Consider the following 25,556-nt stretch of genomic DNA (forward strand, 5'->3'; position numbering starts at 1 on the left):
AATCGAGCCCGCATCCTTCAGGAGATTCCCCGTTGGCCACGCCATCCGATCAGCGCCGCTCGTTGCGCATGCGCCTGCGTCGCGCCCGCAACCCGTGGCAGGCGCCGCGCGCGCGCACGCTGTTCACGCGCCCGGCGACGTCGCCGCAGCGCACGCTGCTGTTCCGTCTCGGCGCGGTCGTGCTGTTGTGCACGCTTGCGTTCCTCGTGCTGTATCTGGATCGCGACGGCCTGCGCGATTCGACCAAGAGCACGCCGATGACGGTGGCCGATCTCGTGTACTTCACGATGGTCACGGTCGCGACTGTCGGCTACGGCGATATCGTGCCCGTCACGGCGCGCGCGCGCCTGCTCGATGCGTTCTTCATCGTGCCGATCCGTATCGGCATCTGGTTTATTTTCCTGGGCACGGCGTATCAGTTCGTGATCCAGCGCGTCATCGAGGAATTCCGCATGAAACGCCTGCAGAAGCAACTGTCCGATCACATCGTCGTGTGCGGTTATGGCCTGTCGGGATCGATCGCGGTGCGCGAGTTGCTGGAAAGCGGCGTCGATCCGGCGACGATCATCGTGATCGATTCGCAGCAGCAGGCCCTCGAGGCGGCGACGTCGCTCGGCGTGACCGGCTTGCTCGGCGATCCGGCGCACGAGGATCTGCTGCAGCAGGCGCAGGTGCGCGCGGCGAAGGCCGTGATCATTTCGGTGACCGACGATCCGACCGCGATCCTGCTGACGCTGTCGGTGCGCAGCATCGCGCCCGATACGAAGATCGTCGTGCGGATCCAGGAGAACCTGTACCAGCGGCAATTGCGGCAGGCGGGCGCGGACGTGATCGTGTCGTCGACGAAGATCGGCGCGCTGTTGCTCGCGGATGCGGTCCACAGCCGCTACATCGTGCCGTTCGTGAACGACATGCTGTCGACGCGCGGGCGCGCGACGCTGCTGGAGCGCGAGGCGTTGCCGCATGAGATCGGCTGCCTGACGAACGTGGTGCCGGGCGCGATCGTGGTCGGGCTCGATCGCTGCGGGAAGATCTATTCGTTTTACGAGGATCCGCCGTGCAGGATCGAGGCGGGCGATACGCTGGTGGTGATTCAGTCGGCGCGGATTCAGGATCCGGATGTTTGACGGCGTTTGACTTTGGTTATGTGCCCATGACCATGAAGCCTTTCTCGAATTCGGCTGCAGCTGTGATCTGCCGGAACACCTTGCAGCGGAATCAGCGGTCTTGGGCAAACCGTCTCCAAGCCCGGCCTCGCGTCGCCGGACGGCGTACGGGCAGCCCCCGCTAACGGAACGCCCGCATCTGCCCCGTCATCATCTGCAGCATCTTGTTGGCGGCCACCGAGAGCTTGCGGCCCACGCGCGTGACCATGTGCGCTTCGGCGTTCTCGAGGATCGGATGCGCGATCTCGATCGCGAACAACTCCTTGGCCTGCAGTTCGGCCGTCACCGCGAAGGCCGGCATCACCGAGATACCGAGCCCGGATTTCACGAACTCCTTCAGGATCGCGAAGGAATTCGTGGTGACGACCGGCGTGAGCCGCACACGCTCGGCGTATTCGACGGCCTCCATCATCTGCCGCGTACCGTAGGACGGGTGAGTGGCCGCCAGCGGGTAGGTGGCGAGCTGCTGCACCGTCAGCACCTTGTGGGTGCGGCGCGGGAAATCGGGGCCGACGATCGCCATCATCGGCTGCCGCTTCGACGCGCGCGACACCACCTTGGGCTCGGCCGGCGGGTTGTACACCAGGCCGATCTCGCCCTCGTCGTTCGAGATCTTGCGGATCACGTCGTTGGTGCTGCCCACGTCGAGGTTGACGCGGATCCCCGGGAACTGCCGGCAGAACTGCTGCATCGGCCCGGCCAGCAGATCCGAGACGAAGCCCTCGCCGAGCACCAGGCTGACCTCGCCGGTCTTGAGCCCGCGCAGTTCCTGCAGACGCGAGATCAGGTCGTCGCGGTGCGCGAGCTGCTCGCGGAAATACTCGATCACGCAGCGTCCCGCTTCGGTGGGCGTCACGCCGCGCGCGTGGCGCTCCACCAGGGTGGCGTCGAGCTCCTTCTCCAGCAACCCGATCTGGCGGCTCACCGCCGAGGGCGCCACGTCGAGCCAGTCGGCCGCGGCGCGGATCGTGCCGCAGCGCACGGCCTCGTAGAAATAGACGATGCGGCTGTCCGTAAGGGTCTCGCTCATGATCCTGGCGTTCTAAAAAAGAGAACAATCTCAATATTGGCGTTGATTGATTATACGGATCGCCGGGCCGAACATCGTGGTCATGCAGGGCGGGCGCAAGCTGGCGCGCCGGCCTCGAACCAACAGCTATCGGGAGTCGTCGGATGAAAACGGTGGGCGTGATCGGTCTGGGCAACATGGGGCGCGGCATGGCGGGCTCGCTGCGGCGCGGCGGCTACACGGTGCTCGGCTACGACGCGGCGCCCGGCGTGGCGCTCGCGCTGGCCGAACAGGCGGTACTGTCGGCGCGCGATTCGGTGGCCGGGATCGCGCGCGACGCCGACGTGCTGCTGCTGTCGCTGCCGACCTCGGCGGTGGTCGAGGCGGTGGTGCTGGGCGCGGGCGGCGTGCTCGAGAGCGCGAGACCGGGCACGATCGTGATCGACACCACCACGGCCGATCCGGACAGCACGCGGCGCGTGGCGGCGGCGCTGGCCGAGCGCGGCATCGGCTTCGTCGACGGCCCGGTGAGCGGCGGCCCGAAGGGCGCGGCCACCGCCACCATGACGATGGTGCTGGGCGGCTCGGACAGCGATATCGCGGCCATCGAGCCGATCCTCGCGACGATCAGCGCCAAGCGCGTGCATGTGGGCCCGGTGGGCGCCGGCCACGTCACCAAGCTGCTCAACAACCTGCTGACCGGCGTGCACCTGCTGGCCGCCAGCGAGGCGGTACGCACCGCGCGCGCGGCCGGCGTCGATCCGGAAAAGCTGGTCGAGGCGCTCAACGGCGGCTCCGGCCGCAACAGCGCGACGCTGACCAACTACCCGACCTGGATCTTCAACGGCAAATTCGATTCCGGTTTCACGATGAAGCTGATGCGCAAGGACGTGCGGCTCGCGCTGGGCCTGCTCGACCAGTTCGACAGCGTCGCGCCGGTGGCGCGCGAGGCGGCGCGCGTGTGGGCCGCCAGCGAGGCATCCGTCGCCGACGGCGAGGACTTCAACCGCATCGTCGACTTCCTCGACCCGGCCTGAGGCCGGGCCGCCCGCGCCACGATCCCGCTCGACTCACCTGTACGGAAACCCGACATGACCCAGCACGCAGACCAGTTGCTCGCCGCCTTCGCGCATTTCTTCCCCGGTGCCGCCACGATCGGCTCGTATATCGACGGCGAACTCGTCGCCGGTCAGGGCGACACGATCCAGCTTTACGATGCGGCGACGGGCGACGAAACGCTCGCCTATCGCGACGCCGGCGCAGCCGTGATCGACCATGCCGCAGAAAGCGCGCGCCGCGCGCAGCGCGAATGGTGGGCGCTCACGCATGCCGCGCGCGGCCGCGTGATGCAGGAGGTGGCGCGCGCGATCCGTGCCGAGGCCGAGGCGATCGCGCGGCTGGAGGCGTTGGGCTCGGGCAAGCCGATTCGCGACTGCCGCGGCGAGGTGGGCAAGGTCGCCGAAATGTTCGAGTACTACGCGGGCTGGACCGACAAGTTCTACGGCAGCGTGATTCCGGTGCCGACCTCGCACCTCAACTACACGCGCCGCGAGCCGGCCGGCGTGGTGCTGCAGATCACGCCCTGGAACGCGCCGGTATTCACCTGCGGCTGGCAGGTGGCGCCCGCGGTGGCGATGGGCAACGGCGTGCTGCTCAAGCCCTCGGAGCTGACGCCCTTCACGTCGCTGGCGGTCGCCCGGCTCGGCGAGCGGGCCGGGCTGCCGCGCGGCCTCGTCAACGTGCTGGCCGGCTTCGGTCACACCGCCGGGCAGGCCGCGATCGCGCATCGCGTGGTCGGCAAGGTGGTGTTCGTCGGCTCGCCGGCCACCGGCGCGCGCATCGCCGAGGCCGCCGCGCGGCGCGTGCTGCCCTGCGTGCTGGAACTGGGCGGCAAGTCGGCCAATATCGTGTTCGCCGACGCCGACCTCAAGCGCGCCGCGCTGACCGCCCAGGCGGCGATCTTCGCCGGCGCGGGCCAGAGCTGCGTGGCCGGCTCGCGCCTGCTGGTGCAGCGCGCCGTCTACGACGAATTCGTCGCGATGGTGGCGGCCGGCGCGAAGAAGATCCGTGTCGGCGCGCCGCTCGACGAGGCGACCGAGGTGGGCCCGATCAACAATCGCAAGCAGTACGACCACGTGATGTCGATGATCGAGCGCGGTGTGGCCGCTGGCGCCACGCTCGCCAGCGGCTCGGCCGAGCGCGTCGCGGAGGGCCGCGGCGGCTACTTCGTGGCGCCCACCGTGCTGGCCGGCGCGTCGAACGCGATGGAGGTGGCGCGCACCGAGATCTTCGGGCCGGTGGTGGCCGCCATCCCGTTCGACACCGAGGACGAGGCGATCGCGATCGCCAACGACACCGACTTCGGCCTGGCCGGCGCGGCCTGGACCACCGACGTGGCGCGCGCGCATCGCGTGGCCGCGCAGGTGAATGCCGGCACCTTCTGGGTCAACGGCTACAAGACCATCAACGTGGCGTCGCCGTTCGGCGGCTACGGCATGAGCGGCTACGGCCGCTCGAGCGGGGTCGAGGCGCTGTACGAATACACGCAGACCAAAAGCGTGTGGGTCGAGACGGCCGAAGCGCCGCCCACCGCGTTCGGTTATCTGTAACCACCGGCCCGCATTCGACGGCAGCCGGGCTTCAAGGGGAGACTCGTCATGGAACACGCACTGGGTATCGAGCGCCGCGAGCTGGGCGGCGCGGCCACCGCCAAGGTCCTGCTTTACGCGGCCGGCATCCTGCTGGTCGCCGAATGGATCGGCTCGTTCACGTTCAAGCTCGGCCCAGGCAAGGTCGTGCTGCTGCCGATGATCTGGGCGCTGCTGCTCGGCGCCGCGGTGGGGCTCGCCAGCGCGCGCTGGAACGGCAGCGCGCGCCTGAGCGTGCCCGACCAGTTCTTCGCGGCGGCGATCCTGCAGCCGGCGCTGCTGCTGTTCGTCTCCAAGCTCGGGCTGATGGTGGGCAGCGCGCTGCCCAAGCTGGCGTCGGCGGGCTGGGCACTGGCCTTCCAGGAATTCGGCCACTTCGTCGGCACCATCCTGCTCGGCCTGCCGCTCGCGTTGCTGCTCGGCATCAAGCGCGAGGCGATTGGCGCGACGTTCTCGGTGGGCCGCGAGCCGAGCCTGGCGATCATCGGCGAGAAGTACGGCATGGATTCGGCCGAGGGCCGCGGCGTGCTGGCCGAGTACCTGACCGGCACCGTGTTCGGTGCGGTGTTCATCGCCGTGTTCGCGGGTTTCGTGACCAGCCTCGGCATCTTCGATCCGCTCGCGCTGGCGATGGGCTCGGGTGTCGGCTCGGGCAGCATGATGGCGGCCGCCTCGGGCGCGATCGCCGCGCAGCAGGACCCGGAGACGGCGAAATCGGTGCTCGCGTTCGCCGCGGCCAGCAACCTGATCACCACCACCATCGGCACGTACTTCACGCTGTTCATCTCGCTGCCGCTGGCGGTCTGGGGCTATCGCGTGCTGGAGCCGCTGATCGGCCGCACCACCAAGGCCTCGGCGCAGCCCGAGGCGGCCAGCCCGTCGCTGGGCGAGGTGAGGACCGAGGCGCCCGCGCTCGGCTACGGCGGCAAGCTGCTGGCCTGGATCGTGACGGCCGCGATGGCGCTGGTGTGCGACTGGATCGCCCACGGCACCACACCGCTGGCGGGACTGCCGGGAATCGCGATCATGGTGGGCGCGACGATCGTCGGCGATGCGCTGGCGCGCGTGACGGGGCGGCGGATTCCGGCGGTCTGCTGGGTGTCGGTGGTGGCGATGTTCCTGACCTCGCCGTGGTCCCCGTGGGCATCGCAGATCGCCGCGCTCAGCTCGCACAACGATTTCCTCGGGGTGACCACGCCGATGCTGGTGTTCGCGGGGCTGTCGATCGCCAAGGACATCCCGGCCTTCCGCCGGCTCGGCTGGCGCATCGTGCTGGTGTCCTTCGTGGCCAATGCCGGCACCTTCATCGGCGCGACCCTGGTGGCGCAACTGTTCCATATCTGATCCGATGCCTCGCGGCACGGCGGCGGGCGGCATGGGCCGGCCCGCCGCCGTGCCGCGACGACCTGACAAAAGCGCTCCCATCCGCATGAAACTGATCGATTCCATCGTCGCGCACGCCGACGAACTGACGGCGCTACGCCGCGATATCCATGCCCATCCCGAGGTGGGCTACGACGTGTTCCGCACCGCCGAACTCGTTGCCGGGCGGCTCGAGCAATGGGGCTACGCCGTTACGCGCGGCGTCGGCCGCACCGGCGTGGTCGGCACCTTGAAGCGCGGCGACAGTGCGCGTGCGATCGGCCTGCGCGCCGACATGGATGCGCTGCCCGTGCAGGAGGCCAACACCTTCGCGCATCGGTCGACGGTGCCCGGCGCGATGCATGCCTGCGGCCACGACGGGCACACCACCATGCTGCTGGGGGCCGCGCGCCATCTGGCCCGGCATGGCGAGTTCGACGGCACCGTGCAGTTGTTCTTCCAGCCGGCCGAGGAAGCGGGCGGCGGCGCGCGCGCGATGATCGAGGACGGCCTGTTCGAGCGTTTCCCCGTGGATGCCGTGTTCGGGCTGCACAACTGGCCCGGCATCGCGGCCGGCGATTTCGCGGTGCGGCCGGGGCCGCTGATGGCGTCGACCAGTCTGTTCCGGATCGACTTGCGCGGTGCCGGCTGCCATGCGGCCATGCCGCACCTGGGCCGCGATCCGGTGTTCGCGGCGGGGCAGGTGCTGAGCGCCCTGCAGGGAATCGTCACGCGCAACCGCAATCCGATCGACGGTGCGGTGCTGTCGGTCACGCAGGTGCATGCAGGCGAGGCGATGAACGTGGTGCCGACCGATGCCTGGCTCGGCGGCACGGTGCGGACCTTCTCCGATGCGACGCTCGACCTGATCGAGACGCGCATGCGCGCCGTGGTGGCCGCGACGGCCGCGGCCTTCGATTGCGAGAGCGAGGTGGATTTCCAGCGCCAGTATCCGGCCACCGTGAACGACGCCGAGCAGACGGCGGTGGCGGTGGCGGTAATGCGCGAGCTGGTGGGCGACGCGCATGTGAACGCAGCCGTCGATCCGACCATGGCGGCGGAGGATTTCTCGTTCATGCTGCGCGAGAAGCCGGGTTGTTATGCATTCCTTGGGAATGGGGCGGGCGATCATCGCGTGCATGGGCACGGCGGCGGGCCGTGCCTGCTGCATAACGCCAGTTACGACTTCAACGATGCGTTGCTGCCGGTGGGGGCGAGTTATTTCGTGAAGTTGGTGGAGCGGGTTCTGGGGCGGTAGGGCGGTGATGCAGGCACGGCAGCGGAGGCGACACCGCTCTTCGCGACACCGCGGTTGCTGACGATTTTATTTCGTCCAACGAAAAGACACGATTCCGGGAGAGTTTACCGATTCCGCGTCGGTGTCGACCGATGAAGTGACATTTTTACTCCGCAAACGGTGACGACCTTTGCTTGGTTCTGCCCAACCACTTCGCGCATCCCTCGATCCCTGCATCACCGATGTGACACGTTCGTGTCATTGATGAATTTGTTTTTTTCGCTTGATTGGATCCCGGTCGCACTGGATAGAATGCTACCCGTTCCGATAAATACGGAATGGTTAGTACATTTTGTCGCTTCGACCATAGCAAAAAACAGAGGATCCAGACATGCGAGACAAGGGAGCAGCGACGCTGCTGTCCGAGGAAATCGTTCCACTCGGCGGCATCGAGAATATTGCACGACGCCATTTCGTGATGGGGCTCGGTGCAACGCTTGTGGCCGGATGCGGCGGCGACGGAGGTAGCGCGGTTACAGACGGCGAGCGTATATCGGCAACCAGCAGCGGCCAGGCGTCCGGAGTTGCTCCGGCTTCGGACGGTAGCGGCGCAGGGGCGAAGTCGGCAGGCACCGCCCAAACCCGCACCTTCACGCATCCTGGCTTGCTGCATACCGACGCTGATTTCGAACGCATGCGCGCTAAAGTCGCCGCGCAGGCTTCCCCGTGGATCGATAGCTGGAACGTGCTCGTCGCCAACGGTCACACGCGCCTGACGAACAAGCCGAACCCGCAGGTCGGCATCTATCGCGGCAATGATCCGACGCATGGTCAGAACTACGGCGCCCTCTACAACGACATCGCCGCCGCCTATGGCGACGCGCTGCGCTGGAAGGTGTCGAACGACACACGCTATGCCGACAAGGCCGTGGAGTATCTGGACCAATGGGCGTCGACGCTGACGACGCTTGGCGGCAGCGACGTGGCGCTCGCCGCCGGCATCTACGGCTACGAGTTCGCCAACGCAGCCGAAATCATGCGCGGCTACAGCGGCTGGAGTCCGGCCGGACTCGCCGCGTTTCAGGCCATGATGCGCAATGTCTTCTACCCGGTCAGCCATGCTTTCCTGACCCGTATCGACACCGCGATGGACACGCACTACTGGGCCAACTGGGGCCTGGCCAACATCGCGTGTGTCCTGGCCATCGGCGTGCTGTGCGACGATGCCGAACTCGTCGACGAGGCCGTCACCCATTTCAAGACCGGTGGCAGTAATGGCTGTATCCGGCAAGCCGTGTATTACCTGCACCCCGGCAACGTCGGGCAATGGCAGGAAGCCGGCCGGGACCAGGGCCACAGCACGCTCGGCATTGCATTGACGGGCGCCATTTGCGAGATGGCGTGGAATCAGGGCATCGACCTGTACGGCTATGACAACAATCGCTTTCTGGCGGGCGCGGAATACGTGGCCAAGGCCAACCTGAAGCAGGCGGACGGCACGTTCTACACGGTGCCTTTCGTCACGTACCAGAACAGCGCCGGCGTCGTCCAGACGCAGTTCTCCACCGGCGGGCAAGGCGGCGCCCTCGGGCGGCCCTGCTGGGCGCTGGTGGCCAACCATTACATCAACCGCAAAGGTCTGGCGGCGCCTTACACCAGGCGCGCCGCCGAGCTGGTGGCGCCGGAAGGCGGCGGCGGCAACTACGGCCCCAACAGTGGCGGCTTCGACCAGCTCGGCTACGGCACGCTCACCTGCACGCTCGACCCCGGCGCCCCGGCCCCAACGCCGACCGGCCTGACCGGCTATGCCAGCGCGGGCAAGGTGGTGCTGTCGTGGTGGGGCAGCAGCAACGCCGTCAGCTACACCGTCAAGCGGGCCACCATGGCCGGCGGACCGTACAAAACCATCCAGAGCGGTATCACCGATCTGCTGACCTATACGGATATGCCCGCCGGCGCCGGCACGTATTTTTATGTCGTGACGGCGCAAACGATTGCGGGCGAATCGGCGCTCTCCAACGAAGTGAAAGTGATCACGGCGCAGCAACTGCTCGCGCACCTCGCATTCGATGAAGGCGGCGGCGTCACGGCCGCCGACAGCTCGGGCAACGGGCGCAATGGCACGCTGAACGGCGCAACGTGGGCCGTGGGGCGCGGCGGCAACGCGGTCTCGCTCAACGGCTCGGGCGCGTATGTGGCGTTGCCCGACGATCTGCTGGCCGATGTGTCGGACTTCACCATCGCGAGCTGGGTGTTCTGGAACGGTTCGCAGACGTGGACACGCCTGTTCGACTTCGGCACCGGCTTTCACCGCTACATGATGTTCACGCCGCGCGGGCAGTCGCGCACCGGCTGGGCCGGCATGCGCTTCGCCATGACGGCCAACGGCCCCGGCGACGGCCCTCCGGAACAGATCATCGACGCCCCCACCGCGCTGCCGAGCAAGCGATGGGTGCACGTGGCCGTCACGCTATCGGGTTCGACCGGCACGATGTACGTGGACGGCACGCCCGTCAGCACCAACACGGCGATGTTCCAGGCGCCGTTCCGTCTTGGCCGCACCACGCAGAACTGGCTGGGCAAATCGCAATACGGTGCCGACGCCACGTTCAACGGTTTGATCGACGATTTCCGCCTCTATCGCGGTGCGCTCAGCGCTGCGCAGATTGCATCGCTCATGGCGAACTGATCGTGCAGGGCCCGATGGCGGGCCCTGCGATGGACCTCTTTCTTTCAGGACTTCTTCGATGACCGTGTTTTCACAACGATGGATTGCCGCCGCGGCGATGGCGTGTACGCTATGGGGCTGCGGGGGCGGGGCCGATAGCACGACAGGCGTGACCAATTTTGCCGCCAATCGCAGCCAGACCGGCGCAAATGGCGGCGGCAGCAACCTGCCGGCGGCCAGCTGGACCAGCGTCAAGTGGGGCGGGGGCGGCTACGTCACCGGTCTGATCTACCATCCAGCCAACGCGAGCCTGCTGTACGCACGCACCGACGTCGGCGGCGCGTACCGCTGGAACGCGACCAACTCGACGTGGACGCCCATCACCGACGGCATCGGTTTCGGCGCAGGCGAGGGCGATTTCCACGGCGTCGAAAGTCTCGCGCTCGATCCGAACAACGACCAGCTCGTCTACATGATGACCGGCATTACCGTGACGCAGGGTCATAACGGCCGCATCTACATCTCGAGCGATCGTGGCAACACCTGGACGCACTACGACGTGCCGTTCCCGGTAGGCGGCAACGACAACGGCCGAGCCACCGGCGAGCGCCTGCAGGTCGATCCGAACCATCCGTCGACGCTGTTCTACGGATCGCGCACGGCCGGCCTGTGGAAGAGTGCCGATTCGGGCCGCACCTGGGCGCAGGTCTCGGGCCTGTCCTCCGCCACGATCAGCGGCGGCGGTTCCCCGCTCGGCGTCGAACAGGTGATCTTCGATACGTCGGGCAAGGGCAGTGGCCAGCCGACCTGGATCATGTGGGCCACCGTCGCCCCCGACTACGCGAACGCGGCGGGCCTGACGTCGACCCTGTACAAGTCCACCAACGGCGGGTTCTCGTGGACGCCGGTGCCCGCCCCGCCGACGGTGTCCGGCTACTACATCCCGCACGTCGTGCGCACTTCCGACGGCAACTTTTACGTGGTGTTCAACGCGAGCGTCGGCCAGGGCATCGGCGGACCGAGCTATCTCTACAGGTTCGGCGGCAGCAACAACGGCAACTGGACGCTGCTCAACCGCTCCACCGGCAACGGCTTTGGCGGCCTGTCCGTTTCCGGTCTGGGCGCGTCCGCCCGCATCGCACTGGGCATGACGGGCTGGAGCGACACCAGCAAGACCATTCAGCTATCCGATGACGGCGGCAGCACGTGGCGCGAAATCGAGGCCGGCATGCCGCATACCGGCATTGCCCCGGATGGCTGCGCCGGCTGGGTGGAAAGCGTCACCATCGACCCCGCCAATCGCGATCACATCATGCACGTCCACGGCGGCGGCATCTGTGAAACCATGAACGCCTCGTCGCCCACGCCAACCTGGAGCCCCAAGGTCGACAACCTCGAGGAAACCGTGACGCTGGCCCTCGTCACGGCGCCGCCCGGTGCGTCGTACAACTTCATCAACAGCGCCGGCGACATCGGCACGTGGGTCAATACGGATCTCTCGACGAGGCCGACGAAAGGCCCGTTGAACACGTGGAGCAACGGCAATTCGGCCGACATGTCGTGGTCCGATCCGACGTACATCGCGGCCGCGGGCGTCGACAACGCCAACGGCCATGCGATCAGGGGCTTCTGGTCGGGCGACGGCGGCAATAGCTGGGCGACGTTCGCGTCGCTGCCCAACGGTGCCGCGGCAAGCCAGAGCCACGTGGGCAACCTGGTCGTCCCGTCCCGCAACAACGTGACCTGGGCGCCGCCGGACTCGGTCCCGTCGTTCACGACAAACAATGGCGCCAGCTGGACGGCGACCAACCTGCCGGCGTTCAGTGCCACCTGGAACGGCTTCCCGCGTGCCTACCGCCTGGCCGCGGACCGCAAGAACCCGAACAAGGTCTATGCCTACGACTCCGGCGGCGCACCGTGGAGCTGGCAGCGCGGCAAGGTCTACGTGTCTAACGACGGCGGCCACACGTTCACGTTGAGCCAGGGCTCGGTGAACGCGAACCTGGCCTGGAATGCGTGGCGGGATACGTCGATGGCGGTCAATCCGAACGCGGAGGGCGATCTCTGGCTGGCCGACGGCACGGCCGTGTACCGCTCGGTGGACTCGGGGGCGACGTGGACGAAGCTCGGCGCCTTCGCGTCGACCAACGACACGCCGGGCGCCACCGTGATCGCGTTGGGCAAGGCGCCGACCGGTTCGCCGTACTCGGCCGCGGTCTATGTGGAAGGCACGTTGAACGGCGTCTGGGGCATTTACCATTCCGACGACGGTGGCGCGACGTGGGCGCGCTTCAACGATGACGCGCACCAGTTCGGCGACTCCGGCGTGATGGCCGGCGACTGGAACACATACGGCCGGATTTACGTCAATGGCGCCGCTCGCGGTCTGATCTTCAGCAATTGAGGTTGATCGGCCTGTCGATCGTCCGGTTGCGGTTTGCAACCGGACGGAGATCGGCCGGCCTTTCCGGGTTCTCTCTTGCTGTCGCGGCGGGCAGACCGGATGCCGTTCTTTCTGGTACCGCTCGTCGTCTTTCGGGTCATCCGGAAAGCGACGTGATCCGGGCTCACGTTTTTCATCGAAACGTGTCCGCGATTCGTTGCCTTCCCGATCCGGGGTGCGCCGAGCGGCCGCGGGCCGATTTCAACGGCCGGCTAGCCGTTTTCCGCGCTGACACATACCCCCCATTTTGAAGAGCACCTTCCCGCGGCGAAGGGCTAACAGCGGAAAATCGGCTCATTACACTGCGCCCGTCGCATCGCCGAGGCGTGTCGACGCGGCACATACGCAGCGCGCAAGCGTTACGACCGGCAAACCAAAAACCCTGGGGGGGAAAATCATCATGAACAAGCGTTGGGGGATCATCGCGCCCGCCGCGTTGCTTGCTGCAGCCGCGCATGCGCAGAGCAGCGTGACCCTGTACGGCAAGATCGAGGACGGTATCAACTACACGAGCAACGCACGCGGCCACGGAACCGTGCAACTGCAAAGCGGCTATGACTACGGCAGCCGCTGGGGTATCAAGGGTACGGAAGACCTTGGCGCAGGCTACCAGGCGATTTTCACGCTCGAGAACGGTTTCGACGTCAACACCGGGAAAATGAACCAGGGCGGTCGGGAATTCGGCCGCCAGGCCTTCGTCGGCATCGCGTCGGATCGATACGGCACGCTGACGTTCGGTCGCCAGTACGATCCGAGCGTCGACCTCTTCTCGCCGCTCACCGCGAACGGCAACTGGACCGGCTACCTGTTCTCGCATCCGTACGACAACGACAACACCGACTACTCGTTCCGCGTGAATAACGCGGTCAAGTACGTGTCGCCGGTGTGGCACGGCGTGACCGCGGAGGCGATGTATGGATTCAGCAATCAGGCGGGCGGCTTCGCGAACAACCGCCTGTATGGCGCCGCGCTGCAATACCAGCAGGGCGGGCTGACGGTCGGCGCGTCGTATCTGAAGATCGATCACGCACGCAATGCCGATTCGACCGGGGCGATCACCGGCGACAACACGTTCGACGCATCGTCGCAGCAGAACATCGGCATCGGCGTGAATTACGCGTTCTCGAAGGCGCTGGTGGGATTCACGTATTCGCACGTCGACGTCTACGACCCGACTTCGAACGCATATTTCACCGGTACGACGCAGCCAGCGGGCGGTGCGTGGAAATCGTGGAAGTTCGACAACTTCGAGGTGAACGGCCTCTATCATTTCACGACCGCGTTTTACGTCGGCGCGGCATACACGTACACCCAGGCCCGCGTCGCGTCGACGGTCGGCGCGTTCAATCCGAAGTGGCATCAACTGAGCACGAAGTTGAATTACGACTTGTCGAAACGCACGTCGGTATTCGTGGAGGGCGTCTATCAGCATGCGATGAACGCGCACACGGGAACCGACTTCGACTACGCGTACATTCCGGGCGCGGCCGACATTTCGTCGGGCCCGAATCAATATGTCGCGCGTATCGCGCTGCTGCATCATTTCTGACGCCCATGCCGTTCGCGTAAGCTGCGCGGCTTCGCGAACGATACGCGCATTCATCCGGTCGCGCGTGATGATTCGATACATGCCGCTCGGTCGCCGACACGCGTTCCGGTTCGACAGGAACCGATCGATCGCGCTGCGGCGGGTGACCGACCCGCCGTCGTCGGCGATACCCGCGATCCGCGGAGCGCTGCACCGCATGCGCGATCAAAGCGGAAGCACGGAAGTCTGCTTGATCCTCTGCATCGGAATCTCGGTCTTCACGCTCTGCACGCCGTCGATCCGGGTCAAGTGGTCGATCTGGAGTTTCCGATAGGCGTCGATGTCGGCCGTCACGACGCGCAGCAGGCAATCGCAATCGCCCGCCATCAGGTGGCACTCGAGAACCTGCGGAAGACGTTGAACCGCCTCCGTGAAACGGTCGACGGTTTTCGCGTCCTGGCTCGTCAGCCAGATGCGGACGAAGACGGTCAACCCCGCGCCGATCTTCGATGCGTCGAGCAGCGCCGCGTAGCGCTCGATGACGCCGGCCTGCTCCAGCTGCCTGACGCGACGCAGGCACGGCGACGGCGACAAGCCCACTTTCTGCGCCAGTTCCACGTTCTGGATTCGCCCATCTTCCTGGAGCACGCGCAGAATGCGGCGGTCCATTTCGTCCAGCTCGATCATCGCCATTGATCCGACAGATTGGGTTGAGGCACGCGGTGCCCGAATGTTCGCTTCTTGAGGCACGGAATTGCCAAATCGCGCCCATCTTAAGTCGAACACGCAACCTGAAATTATTTTTTCTGCGATAAATTTTTGCCCGTAGCAGCCGGGACGGTCCCGCTGCCGATCAAGGGGCAAACGATGAGCACCGATTCCGTCCAGCATTTCGAATTCGAACAAAATCCTCACCCTGTCGCGGCGGCGGAGCGCGCCGCGCTGCTCGCCAATCCCGGTTTCGGCCGGGTCTTCACGGATCACATGGTGACGATCCGGTATTCGGCGGAACAAGGGTGGCATCAAGCGAAAATCGGGCCGCGCGAACCGTTCCGATTCGATCCGGCGACGCTCGTGCTGCACTACGCGCAGGAAATCTTCGAGGGCTTGAAAGCCTATCGGCTGCCGGACGGCGGCGCGGCGCTGTTCCGTCCCGATGCGAATGCACGGCGCTTTCGCCATTCGGCCGAGCGGCTGTCGATGACGCCGTTGCCGGAGGCGATGTTCGTCGAATCGGTGCGTGCGCTGGTCCGGGCCGATCGCGACTGGATTCCGGCGTTCGACGGCGCGGCGCTGTATTTGCGTCCGTTCATGATCGCCACGGAGGCGGTGCTCGGCGTGAAGCCGTCGCCGGAGTATCTGTACTGCGTGATCGCGACGCCGGTCGGCGCGTACTTCAAGAGCGGCGCGTCGGGCGTGACGCTGTGGGTGTCCGAGCACTACACGCGGGCGGCGCCGGGCGGAACGGGCGACGCGAAATGCGGCGGCAACTACGCGGCGAGCCTGGCCGCACAGGCGGAGGCGATTCGCGAAGGCTGCGAGCAGGTGGTGTTTCTCGATGCGGTCGAACGCCGCTGGATCGAGGAGCTGGGCGGGATGAACGTGTTCTTCGTGTTCGACGACGGGTCGATCCAGACGCCGCCGCTGAACGGGACGATTCTGCCGGGCATCACGCGCGCGTCGTTGATCACGCTGGCCCGGGAACTGAATTACACGGTGCGGGAGGAAGGCTACACGATCGAGCAGTGGCAGGCGGATGCGCGCAGCGGTCGGCTGGTCGAGGCGTTCGCGTGCGGCACGGCGGCGGTCGTGACGGCGATCGGCCGGGTGAAGGGCCGCGCGTACGACTTCACGATCGGCGAAGGGGGCGCGGGACCGGTCACATCGCGCCTGAAGGCGGCGCTGCTCGATATCCAGAACGGGCGCGAAGTCGATCGCCACGGCTGGGTGGACCGCGTGTTTTGAATTCGGCACGGCGGCCCGCGCGACCCGCGATGGCCGCCATGAAAGCTCGGCCGGTATCCCGGCCGGAAGTCGCCGCGCTGCCTCCTGGAATGCTTCGATCATGTCGGTTGTTTCGTTGTCGCGGGCCATTGACCGCCTGCTTATCGTCGATCCCGGTCTTCATCGGCTGCTGGGCGGGGCGCGCGCCGCACTGGCGAGCATGCTTGCCGGCGCGCTCGGCATTGCGTCGGCGCTGCACCTCGGTTTGGCGATCACCACCGGCGCCGTGGGCATACTTTTCGCGATGATCGCGCCGCTCTTTCTGCGCGATGCTCATCGGCTGGACTGGTATGAATCGCTTGCGTGGCAGTACGGCGTCGCATGCACGAGTTTCGCCGCGGCCGCCGTCGTGAGCGCGTGGCCCGCCGTCGGCAAGGCGGGTTTCGTGACCGTGCTGTTCTGTTCGATGCTGTGCCAGACCCGCGGGCCGCGCGCGATCGGGTGTGCGTTTCTCGCGATCGCGATGTACTACCTCGGCCTTTATCTGCATCCGACCACGCTACAGGCGAGCCGCATGCTGGCAATGTCGATCGCGGGCCCCGCAAGCGTCGTGCTCGTGTGCCGGATGCTGTTGCCGGTGCACGCGGCGCCCACGCCCCGGCGCATCGCGCGCTCGGTATCGCTGCAGGCGGCGTGCATCGCACGCAGCGACGTGTCGCACGCCGGCTCACTGAATGCGATCGCCCATCTACTGGCGCTGAACGAAGCCGCCATCGCGCTCGAGCATCATGCATCGACACTCGATGAACACGACGCGCATGCATTGCACACCGCGCTCGTCGCATTGGAGATCGCGTCGGCCCGGCGCGTGCTGAACCACGATCGGACCGATGCCGCCGCCGCGGCGCTACGCGGCGCGATCGTCCGCTTCGATTGCGTCGCCGACGCAGTGGCGGCGCGCATGGCCGCCGCACCTGCGCCCGCGATGCCGCGGCCCGCGCGTGCGGTGCGGTGGAGCGCCGGCTGGCGCACGCTTGCATGGTTGCCGGCGTTCCGCGCGGCTGCAGCTGCGTGTGCCGCCATGCTGATCGGCGAGACGCTGTCGTCGGAGCGATGGATGTGGGCGGTGCTCAGCACGTTCGTCGTGTTCTTTGGCACGTATTCGTGCGCGGACACGATCTATCGCGGCGCGCAACGCGTCGCCGGCACGCTCGCCGGCGCGCTCGCGAGCGTACTCGTCGTCGGCGCCGTTCATCATGCGAATGCGCTCGTGGCGGTCGCCATGGGCGTGTGCGTGTTCGCCTGGGCGTACCACATCCTGCACGCCTATGGGCGCGGCGTTTTCTTTCTCACGGTGCTGATCGGCCTCGTCTATGCGCAACTCGGGTTCGAGATCGGCGCGCTGGCGGAACTGCGGATCGGGGAGGTGTTGATCGGCTGCGCGGTTTCGCTCGCGGCGGCGATGCTGGTGATGCCGCTGGCGGCGTCGCGCCACATCGCGACGCGCTCGCACGGCCTGTTGGCGGCGCTGCGCGAACTCGTGCACGAACACGACGACGGCACGCGGCCGGGGGCCGCGCACACGCGCGCGGCCGATCGCCGTTTTCACGACGTGCGCATGGCGATCAGGCCGCTGGCCGCGTGGCGCATGCTCCGCGTATCCGGCGATGCCCGACGGTTGTCGGACACGCTGCTGGTCTGCTGGCTTCATGGCCGAATCGTGGCGACGCTTCTGCCTGTTGAAGCCGGTGGCGCGGTGGCCGCCGTCGAGCGGCGTGCGCGCGCCGCCCTCGCCACGCGAATCGATACGTTGATGAGCGATCTGGATCGCAGCAGCCCGGTGCGACGCGACGCGGATGCGAACGTCGGGCACGCAACGCGCGCGATAGCCGGTGATCCTCCGTTACCGGCCCATCGGGAACTGGCTCGGCTCGACGCGAAGTTGAGCGAACTCAACCGGGCATTCGAGGACGCGCTGTTCGGACGAAATACCGGAGAGGCACGGCCGCATGGGTCCGACAGCAGCGTTCGCGCCACCGATGTTCGGGAAGCGATACGTTGTTCAGGCGTCTGAAGAATCGAGCGCCAGCCGGATCGCATCGCGCGTCCTGCGTGTTGCCACGGCTGTCTGCATCGTGCGGAATAGCCCGACGAATCCCGCGTTGGTATCGAGCCCGAGTGCGGCGAACGGCTTTGAGTCGAGGATCGCGAGCGGGTCGCCGCTTCGCACGCGCTCGAGATCCGCTGCATCGAATTGCGGTTCACTGACGACGAACGCGTTGCCGAGATCGTCGACACCCTGCAGGTAATGCTGGAAGCAGGCCAGCAGCAGGGCTTCACGGCGCATGTCGCCGTTGCGCGCGAGCAGTGCCCCGATGGTCTTTTCATGAAATACCGGGATCTTCGACGCGCCGTCGTGCGCGACGCGCAGCAACTGGTCGCCCAGTGCGGCGTTGCGAAAGCGCGCGAGCGTATTTCCCGCATAGGCGGCCGCGGACACGCCGTGCGGCAGCGTGAGGATCGGGGCGACGTCCCGGGCAAGGAAGGTGTCGAGCAGCGCGGCGAGATCGCGATCGGCCATGGCGTCGTGGACGAAGCGATGTCCCAGCAGAATCGCCGGGTAAGCGAGCAACATGTGGGAAGCGTTCAGCATGCGCCCCTTCATGGCTTCGTACGCATGGACGTCGTCGCGCAATTCGACGCCCGCCGCGTCGAAGGCCGGGCGTCCGGCGCTGAAACTGTCCTCGACCACCCATTGCGAGAATGCTTCGGCAACGACGGGCGCCGTGTCGTCGATGCCTGACAACCGGTTGACGTGCAGGCGGACCGCGTCCGTCACCTGCGGCGCGATCCGGTCGACCATGCTGTTCGGGAACGCGACGTAACGCTCGATCCAGGCAGCGAGATCGACGTCGACCGCCCGCGCGAAATCGAGCACCGCGCGTCGCGCGGTATCGCCGTTGCCGCGCAGATTGTCGCAGGACATCACGGTGAACGGCAGCACGTTGGCGGCCCGGCGCCGTCTGAGCGCTTCGACGATGAACCCGAACGCGGTACGCGGTGGTCCTCCCAGAAGATCGTGCGCGACGTCGGGCGTATCGAACCGAAATGCGCCGGTCGTCTCGTCGAGGTTGTAACCGCCTTCCGTGATGGTCAGCGATACGATCCGGATCGCCGGATCGGCAAGCCGGGTCAGTACGGCTTCCGGATCGGCCGGTGCGTGCAGATACTCGATCATCGCACCGATGACGCGCACGGCTGCCGCGCCGTCGCTCGAGAATTCCGTCAGCGTATAGAGGCCATCCTGCGCGCGAAGCGCGTCGGCCTTTGCGACCGAGGCCGGGCCGTTACCGAGGCCGATTCCGCATATTGCCCAGTTTGCGTGACCGGGCAGATGCAGCACATGGTCGATGTAGCGCGCCTGATGGGCGCGATGGAAATTGCCGACGCCGATATGCGCGATGCCTGCGGTCAGGCGACGACGGTCGTACGCAGGAACGGCGACGTGCGGCGCCGCGCGTCCGAGGGTTGCGTTGGAGAGCGGATGGAGCGGGCCGTCTTCGCGCGCCGGAGGGGATGCGTTGTCGTTCATGATCGCGAGGTGTTTCTCGATGAGGAAGGTCAGGCGCGTTCGCGCAACGCGGGCGTCGTGTCGTGCATGCGCCGCAGCCAGCGTTCGACGAGCGACGGCAGCGCGGCCATGTCGTCGAAGACGACGTATGCACCCGCGGCGTGCAACTTGTCCGTTTGCGTTCGTGCCGCGTGCGCGGCGCCCACGAAGCCGAGCACGGTCATGCCGGCGGCGATCGCGGCGGCCGTCCCCGTCGCGCTGTCTTCGACGACGATGCACCGTTCGGGCGCGACATGCATGCGACGGGCGGCGGCCAGATAGACGTCGGGTGCGGGCTTGGGCGACGGCACCTGGTCGGCCGTGAACAGGCGTTCGCCGAACATGTCGGCCAGGCCGATCCGGTCAACCACGCTGCGCACGTAGGCAAGATCGCTGTTGCTCGCGCACGCCTTGACGAGCGGGATGGCGGCGAACGCGTCGCGCACGCCGTCGATGGCCGGCGCATTCACCGCGTTTGCATGCACGTCCATGCGGATCGCGTCGACCGTGTCGTCGTCGAGCGGCCGATCGACGATGGTTGCGACCGTGCGCAGCAGTTGCTCGGCTCGCATGCCGAGCAGGGGACGCACGACGTCGCGAAGGCCGGCGAGCCCCCAGAGATGCTCGAGGCGCGTCACGATGATGCGTGCGGCGATGGCCTCGCTATCGACGAGCACGCCGTCGCAATCGCTGATCAGCGCATGATCCGAAAGTTGGCGCGTGGCAATGCGTTCGTTCATGTTGGTTTCCGTGACGAGAAGGCGGGAAAGACGCGGCTCGCTTGAACCGGTTCGCTCATGAATGGCGCGGCCCGAACGTTCCGCGCTTCAATGCGCGTTCGATGTCCTCGAGGCTGCGCCCGCGCGTTTCCGGCACCATCGAGTAGATGAACACCCATGCGAGCGCGTTGAGGCACGCGTACGCCCACATCGCCCCGCCGACACCGAGCCATTGGGTCACGGTCAGCGCCGTGCCGGTCAGCAGCAGGTTCGAGCCCCATAGCATCGCGGCGTGCGCGCCGGTGGCCTGGTTGCGGATCGCGACGGGGTAGATTTCCGCGCCCGTCAGCCAGCCGATGACCTGGATACCGCCGGCGTTGAACACCATGAACGCAATCAGGCAGATGACGATCCACAGTTGCTGCATGGGCAAGGCGACGTCGCCGCGCAGCAGGCAGCCAAGCAGCACGAGGCTGGCTGCCGCGACGGGCAGCGTCGCCAGGCTGAGCGTGCGGCGGCCGACATGGTCGACGATCAGCTTGCCGATGAAGGTCATCACGAGATACGTCATGGCGACGCCGAGCGCGGCCCAGAGCGATGCCGACGCGCCGAACCCCGCGTCGCGAAGGAACGTCGGCGTGTAATAGATCATCATCTCGATGCCGCTGAGCTGGGTGAACGCGGCGACGCCGAGGCCCGCAACGAGGGCGGGGCGCACCCAGGGCTCGCGCATCGTGCGCCAGCCCGATGTCGCGCTGTTCTGCTGTCGCTCGACCACATCCCGAATATCGGCAATCTCGTGCCGGACGGCAGCTTGAGATTCCCGTACCTTCGACAACTCGCCATGCGCGTCGGCGATGCGATCCTGCTCCACGAGCCAGCGCGGGCTGCGCGGCAGCCGCGTCATGCCGATCATCAGGATCACTGACGGGACGACCGCGATGCCGATCATCGCCCGCCAGGAAAACAGGTCGTTACCCGCGACGCCGATCAATGCCGCGAGCAGGATGCCGATGCCGATCGACACGTTGAAGTAGGTGACCAGGCGGCCGCGCTTGTCCGGCTCCGCGAGTTCGGCGATGTAGGTCGGCACGATCTGCGTCGAGCCGCCGACCGCGAATCCGAGCACGAGCCGGGCAGCGGCAAGGGACCACACGTCGGGCGAGAGCGCGGCAGCCAGCACGCCGGCCGCATAGATCGCCGAGACGATCGTGATGGTCTTGCGGCGTCCGAGCGCGGCCGACATGCGGGTGCCGGCCAGCGCGCCGATCACCGCGCCGAGCAGGATCGCCGCGGCGACGAGCTCCTGCGCGCGGTAGTCGAGGCCGAAGTCTCGCGCGATGAGGGGCAGCGCGCCCGAAATGATGCCGGTGTCGTATCCATAGAGCCCGCCGGCGATCGCCGCGATCGATGCGACCGTACGCATGTAGGCGGACGGCGTGGGCCGGGGGCGGGCCGCGGGTGTGTCGGGAAGGGCGGAATCAGAAGCCATGACGGTTTTCCTTGTGATGCGGTTCGTCGCACGCGCGAACGAACGCGTGACGTGACGGCATGGGTCCGCTGCGGCAACAGTCGCCACCGCATGTGCGGCGGCGCTTCGATCGAGTCGCGCAGCGGGACGGCGCGGACGGACGCTCAGGCGAGCGCGTGGACGTCGCAGGACGGCATGCCGCCGCGTCGGGCAAATGGCAAGCGCCGATGAGAAGGACTTCCGGTTTGTACGGGGGGTGATTGCCTGGTCATGTCGGTCACCGAGTGGGGAAATCGCTCACGGCCCATCCAAACCGGTTTGGGTCGAGGGCGCGACGATTCCTCTGGTTGAGCACGATCTGAAGCCGCACTTGGAGCAAGGCGCCAGTGTCTCCTCTGGCGCTTCACGGCCTGCGCTGCAGGCGAACGATTCCGCCGTTGCCGGATGGAATCGTGTCGGTATTTCGGCGGACCGGTCGGTCAGGCGCCGAAACGGGGGAGGCCAGCCGGGAGGGGCTGGCGGGCTAGGGTCTCGTGGCGAGCGATGCAAAGGAGCATGTCGCGCGAGGCATGAACAATTATCCAGAAACGGAGCAAAAGATCAAGTCTACAAAATCATGTCTGGGCGAGCAGCCCGGGCTGGGGAACGGGGCGATTCCGCGATCCGGTCCTTTCACGTGCGCTCGAGCATCTTGAGCGCCGCGGCGGCCGCCCCCGCACGGGTCTCGACATGCAACTCGCGGAACAGGTGTTCGAGATGCTTGTTCACCGTGCGCGGGGCGATGCCGAGATCGCGGCGGCGTGCCAACGTGTCGGGTGTGTTCTCGATCACGGGCGAGCGCCACGAAGTGCCCCCACGCGAGGTACCGTACAACCCGCTCGTGCTGATCGACAATCGCGGCGAGATCATGCAGCAAGAAAGTTTTCAATGATTCGCGCAACTTCGGCCGGTGCCTCTAGCGGCGCCAAATGGCCGACACCGGGAAGAACGTGCATGGTCGCCTGCGGAATGCGCGGCAACAGTTCCGTCCGTAACGTGACCACGCGATCCACCTGGTCCAGTTCGCCGGAGATGACGATCGTCGGAACGTCGATCAAAGCCACCGCGGCACGGATATCCTCGCGCATTGCCACCTCCGGCCAAGCGGCTTTAGCTTGCGGCGCAGCGTTCAGGCTATCCTCGATGATCATTTCACGACAGGCGGCGTCGAGCGGTTTGGCGGTCAGTACGTGGTCGATGACGAATTCGACCGACTCGCGCGATCGATAGGCGCCCGTCAGCGTCGCACGTTCGTCAGCGGAAAGCAGCATCGGCGACGGGGGGGATGGCGCGACGAGCACGAGGCCTTGAAGCCCGTTCGGCCGTCGCGACGCGATGAACTGCGCGACCTTGCCGCCCATGGAATGACCGACGAGTACGTAGCGTTGCAAATCCAATGTCTCGATGATGCCCTCGGCGTCTGCCGCGAGATCGGCAATGCCATAGCCATCCGCTGGTGCAGCGGATTTGCCCCAGCCCCGGTGGTCGGTGGCAACGGTGCGATATCGGCTCGATAACCGGTCTGTCACACGTTGCCATGTCCGCGACGAGCCGCCGTAGTAATGCAGGAACACCAGGGCAGGATCGCCGTGGCCGGCTTGGGTGACGTGGATTCGCGTGCCATTCACTTCGATTTCCATTTGCGCTGCCTCTTCTCGGTTGGGTGAGGCAATCGTAGCGTCGAGCCTGCAACTTGATAATTGCGCGCGGGATAGCGGCAGTCGATAATGGCGTGATCGAATCAGGTTGATGCGAAAATGGACCGATTGACCAGCCTTGGCGTGTTCGTCGCTGCGGTCGAAGAGGGCAGTCTGGCTGCGGCCGCGCGGCGTTTCGGGTTGTCGCCGGCCATGGCGGGAAAACATGTGAGTGCGATCGAAGCCCAACTGAATGCGCGGCTTCTACAACGAACCACCCGGCGCTTGAGTCTGACCGATATCGGTCAGACATACTACGTTCGCAGCAAGCAAATTCTGGAAGCCTTTGAATACGCCGGCCGGGAAGCGCACGATTCGCAACGCACGGCGCGCGGCGTGTTGCGAATCGCGGCGCCTGTCACGTTCGGTGCGATGCACTTGGGCGAGGTCACTGCCCGCTATCTCGAGGACCACCCGCAGGTCAACGTGGAAGTGCTGCTCGGCGACCGTTATGTCGACCTCCTGGAGGCCGGTATCGACGTCGCCATCCGGATCGGGAAGCTTCAGGGCAACGGGCTCGTTACAAGTCGCATCGCGCCATGTCGAATGGTTATGTGCGCGTCCCCCGCGTACATCGAGCGGCATGGAACACCGCGTAGGCCAAGTGATTTACGTCATGCACAGCGGCTCGTCTTCAGCGAAGCCGTCTCGGCCGGAGATTGGACGCTATTCGATGCGAAAAACCGCGCGCATGTGATCGAAGGGCCCTGTCGAGTCGCCGCCAACAACACCCAAATGCTCATGTCTGCCGCGTTGGCGGGGGCTGGCGTCGCGTACGGCCCCACGTTCGTCTTCGGGGAGCATCTGCGGCGAGGCGAGCTCGTCGCCCTGCTGCCGAACTACCGAGCGACCGAGTTGGCGATACAGGCGGTCTACCCGAGTGCGCGGCGCATACCGCTCAAGGTTCGACGGTTCGTTGACTACCTGACCGCAGCGTTCGGCAACGAGCCTCCTTGGGATCGAAGTATGAAAGGGTAGTCTTGTTTCCGGCGATCGGTACAAGGGCGTGTAACCCCTATCGTATACAAGCCGTTTCGTGTGCGGCCCGACGTGGTTCGATACGAGGATGAAGCGGGGTTTGTCGTCCCCGATTGCTGACGCCTTGCGCTTGCAAGTACCACCGTCACGTTCCGAGCGTCGACATCAAATAATCGATCACCACCCTGACTCGCGCCGGTACGCGTCGACCGGCTGGATAGACGAGGTGGGTTGCCATGCGTTCCGGCTGAAATTCAGGCAGGAGGACTTCGACTTGTCCGGCATCGATTTCGGCTCCGAAGAGCCATCGTGGGGCCTGCGCAATGCCGAGCCCGTGCAGGACCGCTGCGCGCACCTGCTCTGCGTCGCCCGTCAAAAACGATCCCTGCGGAACCCGATGAACGGTTTCCCTTCCGACCTTGAAGCGCCAAGGGCGGCGCTCGTGGTTTCGAGCGAAGACGACGCCTGTATGTCCGTCCAGATCGGCCAGCCGGGTAGGCTTGCCTTTGGCCGCGAGATAGCCCGGACTGGCGACGAGCAGCGATTCCGTCTCCGATAGTTTTCTCGCTGTCAGCGAGGAATCCATCAGTGGCCCATGGCGGATCGCCAGGTCCAATCCTTCGCCGACCAGATCAACCTGTCGCTCGGATACGGATAATTCGAGCGCAACGTGCGGATATTGTCGAAAAAAACCGGGAAGCAATGGCGTCACGCATAGGCGGCCGTAGGCGGGCGCCGTCGTCAATTTAACCAGGCCTTGTGGAGATTGCTGTCGCGTCCCGACCGATGATTCCAGCGAATCGAAGCCCTCCATCAAGGGCTTGGCCGATTCATAGAACGCGTGGCCTGCCGCGGTGATCACTACCTGACGCGACGTTCGCAACACCAACTGAGCGCCGAGATACTCCTCCAGCGCGGCAATCTGCTTGCTTACGGTCGGTTGTCCAATGCCTTCCTCTCGCCCTACAGCGGAAAAACTGCCGCATTCGACCAGTCGAACGAACAGGCGAATTGCATTCAGGCGATCCATGGGTATT

18 protein-coding genes and 2 pseudogenes are annotated in these 25,556 nt (G+C 66.1%); 12 read left to right on the forward strand and 8 right to left on the reverse strand.

What is annotated here, in order from left to right:
* Positions 1–32 precede the first annotated feature (32 nt).
* On the forward strand, positions 33–1,127 hold the full coding sequence (locus C5F75_RS21455) for a potassium channel family protein (protein WP_059584928.1): 1,095 nt from the start codon (positions 33–35) through the stop codon (positions 1,125–1,127).
* Between the two features lie 160 nt (positions 1,128–1,287).
* On the opposite strand, the gene C5F75_RS21460 is transcribed toward C5F75_RS21455, so the two are convergent.
* Positions 1,288–2,196, reverse strand: a complete 909-nt coding sequence (locus C5F75_RS21460; protein ID WP_059584929.1) for a LysR family transcriptional regulator — start codon at positions 2,194–2,196, stop codon at positions 1,288–1,290.
* A 128-nt stretch (positions 2,197–2,324) separates the two neighbouring features.
* Here C5F75_RS21460 and C5F75_RS21465 point away from each other — a divergent pair, with 128 nt between their 5' ends.
* The 7 genes from C5F75_RS21465 (at position 2,325) to C5F75_RS21500 (ending at position 14,082) form a co-directional block, all read left to right on the forward strand.
* On the forward strand, positions 2,325–3,212 hold the full coding sequence (locus C5F75_RS21465; RefSeq protein WP_407641358.1) for an NAD(P)-dependent oxidoreductase: 888 nt from the start codon (positions 2,325–2,327) through the stop codon (positions 3,210–3,212).
* Between the two features lie 54 nt (positions 3,213–3,266).
* Positions 3,267–4,784, forward strand: coding sequence for an aldehyde dehydrogenase family protein (locus tag C5F75_RS21470; RefSeq protein ID WP_104012729.1), 1,518 nt, complete (start codon positions 3,267–3,269; stop codon positions 4,782–4,784).
* Between the two features lie 48 nt (positions 4,785–4,832).
* On the forward strand, positions 4,833–6,167 hold the full coding sequence (locus tag C5F75_RS21475; RefSeq protein WP_059584932.1) for a DUF3100 domain-containing protein: 1,335 nt from the start codon (positions 4,833–4,835) through the stop codon (positions 6,165–6,167).
* A gap of 85 nt (positions 6,168–6,252) precedes the next feature.
* Positions 6,253–7,443 carry a M20 aminoacylase family protein gene (locus C5F75_RS21480; RefSeq protein ID WP_099317580.1) on the forward strand — a complete coding sequence of 397 codons (1,191 nt, stop codon included), beginning with the start codon at positions 6,253–6,255 and terminating at the stop codon, positions 7,441–7,443.
* 370 nt (positions 7,444–7,813) lie between these two features.
* Positions 7,814–10,111 (forward strand): LamG-like jellyroll fold domain-containing protein, encoded by a 2,298-nt coding sequence (locus C5F75_RS21485; RefSeq protein WP_181035452.1) that lies wholly within the window; start codon positions 7,814–7,816, stop codon positions 10,109–10,111.
* Between the two features lie 58 nt (positions 10,112–10,169).
* Positions 10,170–12,494, forward strand: a complete 2,325-nt coding sequence (locus C5F75_RS21490) for a dockerin (protein ID WP_104012730.1) — start codon at positions 10,170–10,172, stop codon at positions 12,492–12,494.
* A 439-nt stretch (positions 12,495–12,933) separates the two neighbouring features.
* Positions 12,934–14,082: a porin gene (locus C5F75_RS21500; protein WP_059584936.1), complete on the forward strand. Its 1,149-nt coding sequence runs from the start codon at positions 12,934–12,936 to the stop codon at positions 14,080–14,082.
* Between the two features lie 204 nt (positions 14,083–14,286).
* On the opposite strand, the gene C5F75_RS21505 is transcribed toward C5F75_RS21500, so the two are convergent.
* Positions 14,287–14,745 carry an Lrp/AsnC family transcriptional regulator gene (locus C5F75_RS21505; protein WP_060311668.1) on the reverse strand — a complete coding sequence of 153 codons (459 nt, stop codon included), beginning with the start codon at positions 14,743–14,745 and terminating at the stop codon, positions 14,287–14,289.
* Between the two features lie 183 nt (positions 14,746–14,928).
* On the opposite strand from C5F75_RS21505, the gene C5F75_RS21510 reads away from it, so the two are divergent.
* Positions 14,929–16,026, forward strand: coding sequence for a branched-chain amino acid aminotransferase (locus C5F75_RS21510; protein ID WP_104012731.1), 1,098 nt, complete (start codon positions 14,929–14,931; stop codon positions 16,024–16,026).
* A 100-nt stretch (positions 16,027–16,126) separates the two neighbouring features.
* Positions 16,127–18,079, forward strand: a complete 1,953-nt coding sequence (locus C5F75_RS21515) for an FUSC family protein (protein ID WP_104012732.1) — start codon at positions 16,127–16,129, stop codon at positions 18,077–18,079.
* Here C5F75_RS21515 and C5F75_RS21520 read toward each other — a convergent pair.
* The 4 genes and pseudogenes from C5F75_RS21520 to C5F75_RS21535 form a co-directional block, all read right to left on the reverse strand.
* Complete coding sequence (locus C5F75_RS21520) at positions 18,068–19,597, reverse strand: mannitol dehydrogenase family protein (RefSeq protein ID WP_060009300.1); 1,530 nt, start codon at positions 19,595–19,597, stop codon at positions 18,068–18,070. The two genes, C5F75_RS21515 and C5F75_RS21520, sit on opposite strands and share 12 nt — an antisense overlap.
* A 29-nt stretch (positions 19,598–19,626) precedes the next feature.
* Positions 19,627–20,355 carry an HAD family hydrolase gene (locus tag C5F75_RS21525; protein ID WP_060009303.1) on the reverse strand — a complete coding sequence of 243 codons (729 nt, stop codon included), beginning with the start codon at positions 20,353–20,355 and terminating at the stop codon, positions 19,627–19,629.
* A gap of 55 nt (positions 20,356–20,410) precedes the next feature.
* Complete coding sequence (locus C5F75_RS21530; RefSeq protein ID WP_060009306.1) at positions 20,411–21,826, reverse strand: sugar porter family MFS transporter; 1,416 nt, start codon at positions 21,824–21,826, stop codon at positions 20,411–20,413.
* Between the two features lie 651 nt (positions 21,827–22,477).
* Positions 22,478–22,594, reverse strand: a pseudogene (locus C5F75_RS21535) (DNA-binding response regulator); the annotation flags it as partial.
* Positions 22,595–22,601: 7 nt separating this feature from the next.
* On the opposite strand from C5F75_RS21535, the pseudogene amiE reads away from it, so the two are divergent.
* A pseudogene (amiE, locus tag C5F75_RS37310) lies at positions 22,602–22,721 on the forward strand (aliphatic amidase); the annotation flags it as partial.
* On the opposite strand, the gene C5F75_RS21545 reads toward amiE, so the two are convergent.
* Complete coding sequence (locus tag C5F75_RS21545; protein ID WP_060009312.1) at positions 22,711–23,484, reverse strand: alpha/beta fold hydrolase; 774 nt, start codon at positions 23,482–23,484, stop codon at positions 22,711–22,713. The pseudogene amiE and the gene C5F75_RS21545 sit on opposite strands and share 11 nt — an antisense overlap.
* Before the next feature lie 117 nt (positions 23,485–23,601).
* Between C5F75_RS21545 and C5F75_RS21550 the strand changes: the two genes are divergently transcribed.
* On the forward strand, positions 23,602–24,519 hold the full coding sequence (locus C5F75_RS21550; RefSeq protein WP_060009316.1) for a LysR family transcriptional regulator: 918 nt from the start codon (positions 23,602–23,604) through the stop codon (positions 24,517–24,519).
* Positions 24,520–24,664: 145 nt separating this feature from the next.
* Here the strand turns inward: C5F75_RS21550 and C5F75_RS21555 are convergent, their stop codons facing one another.
* Positions 24,665–25,549, reverse strand: coding sequence for a LysR family transcriptional regulator (locus C5F75_RS21555; protein ID WP_059584945.1), 885 nt, complete (start codon positions 25,547–25,549; stop codon positions 24,665–24,667).
* Between the last annotated feature and the right edge of the window lie 7 nt (positions 25,550–25,556).

The sequence above is a fragment of the Burkholderia anthinoferrum genome (genome assembly GCF_002925705.1).
Classification (GTDB): domain Bacteria; phylum Pseudomonadota; class Gammaproteobacteria; order Burkholderiales; family Burkholderiaceae; genus Burkholderia; species Burkholderia semiarida.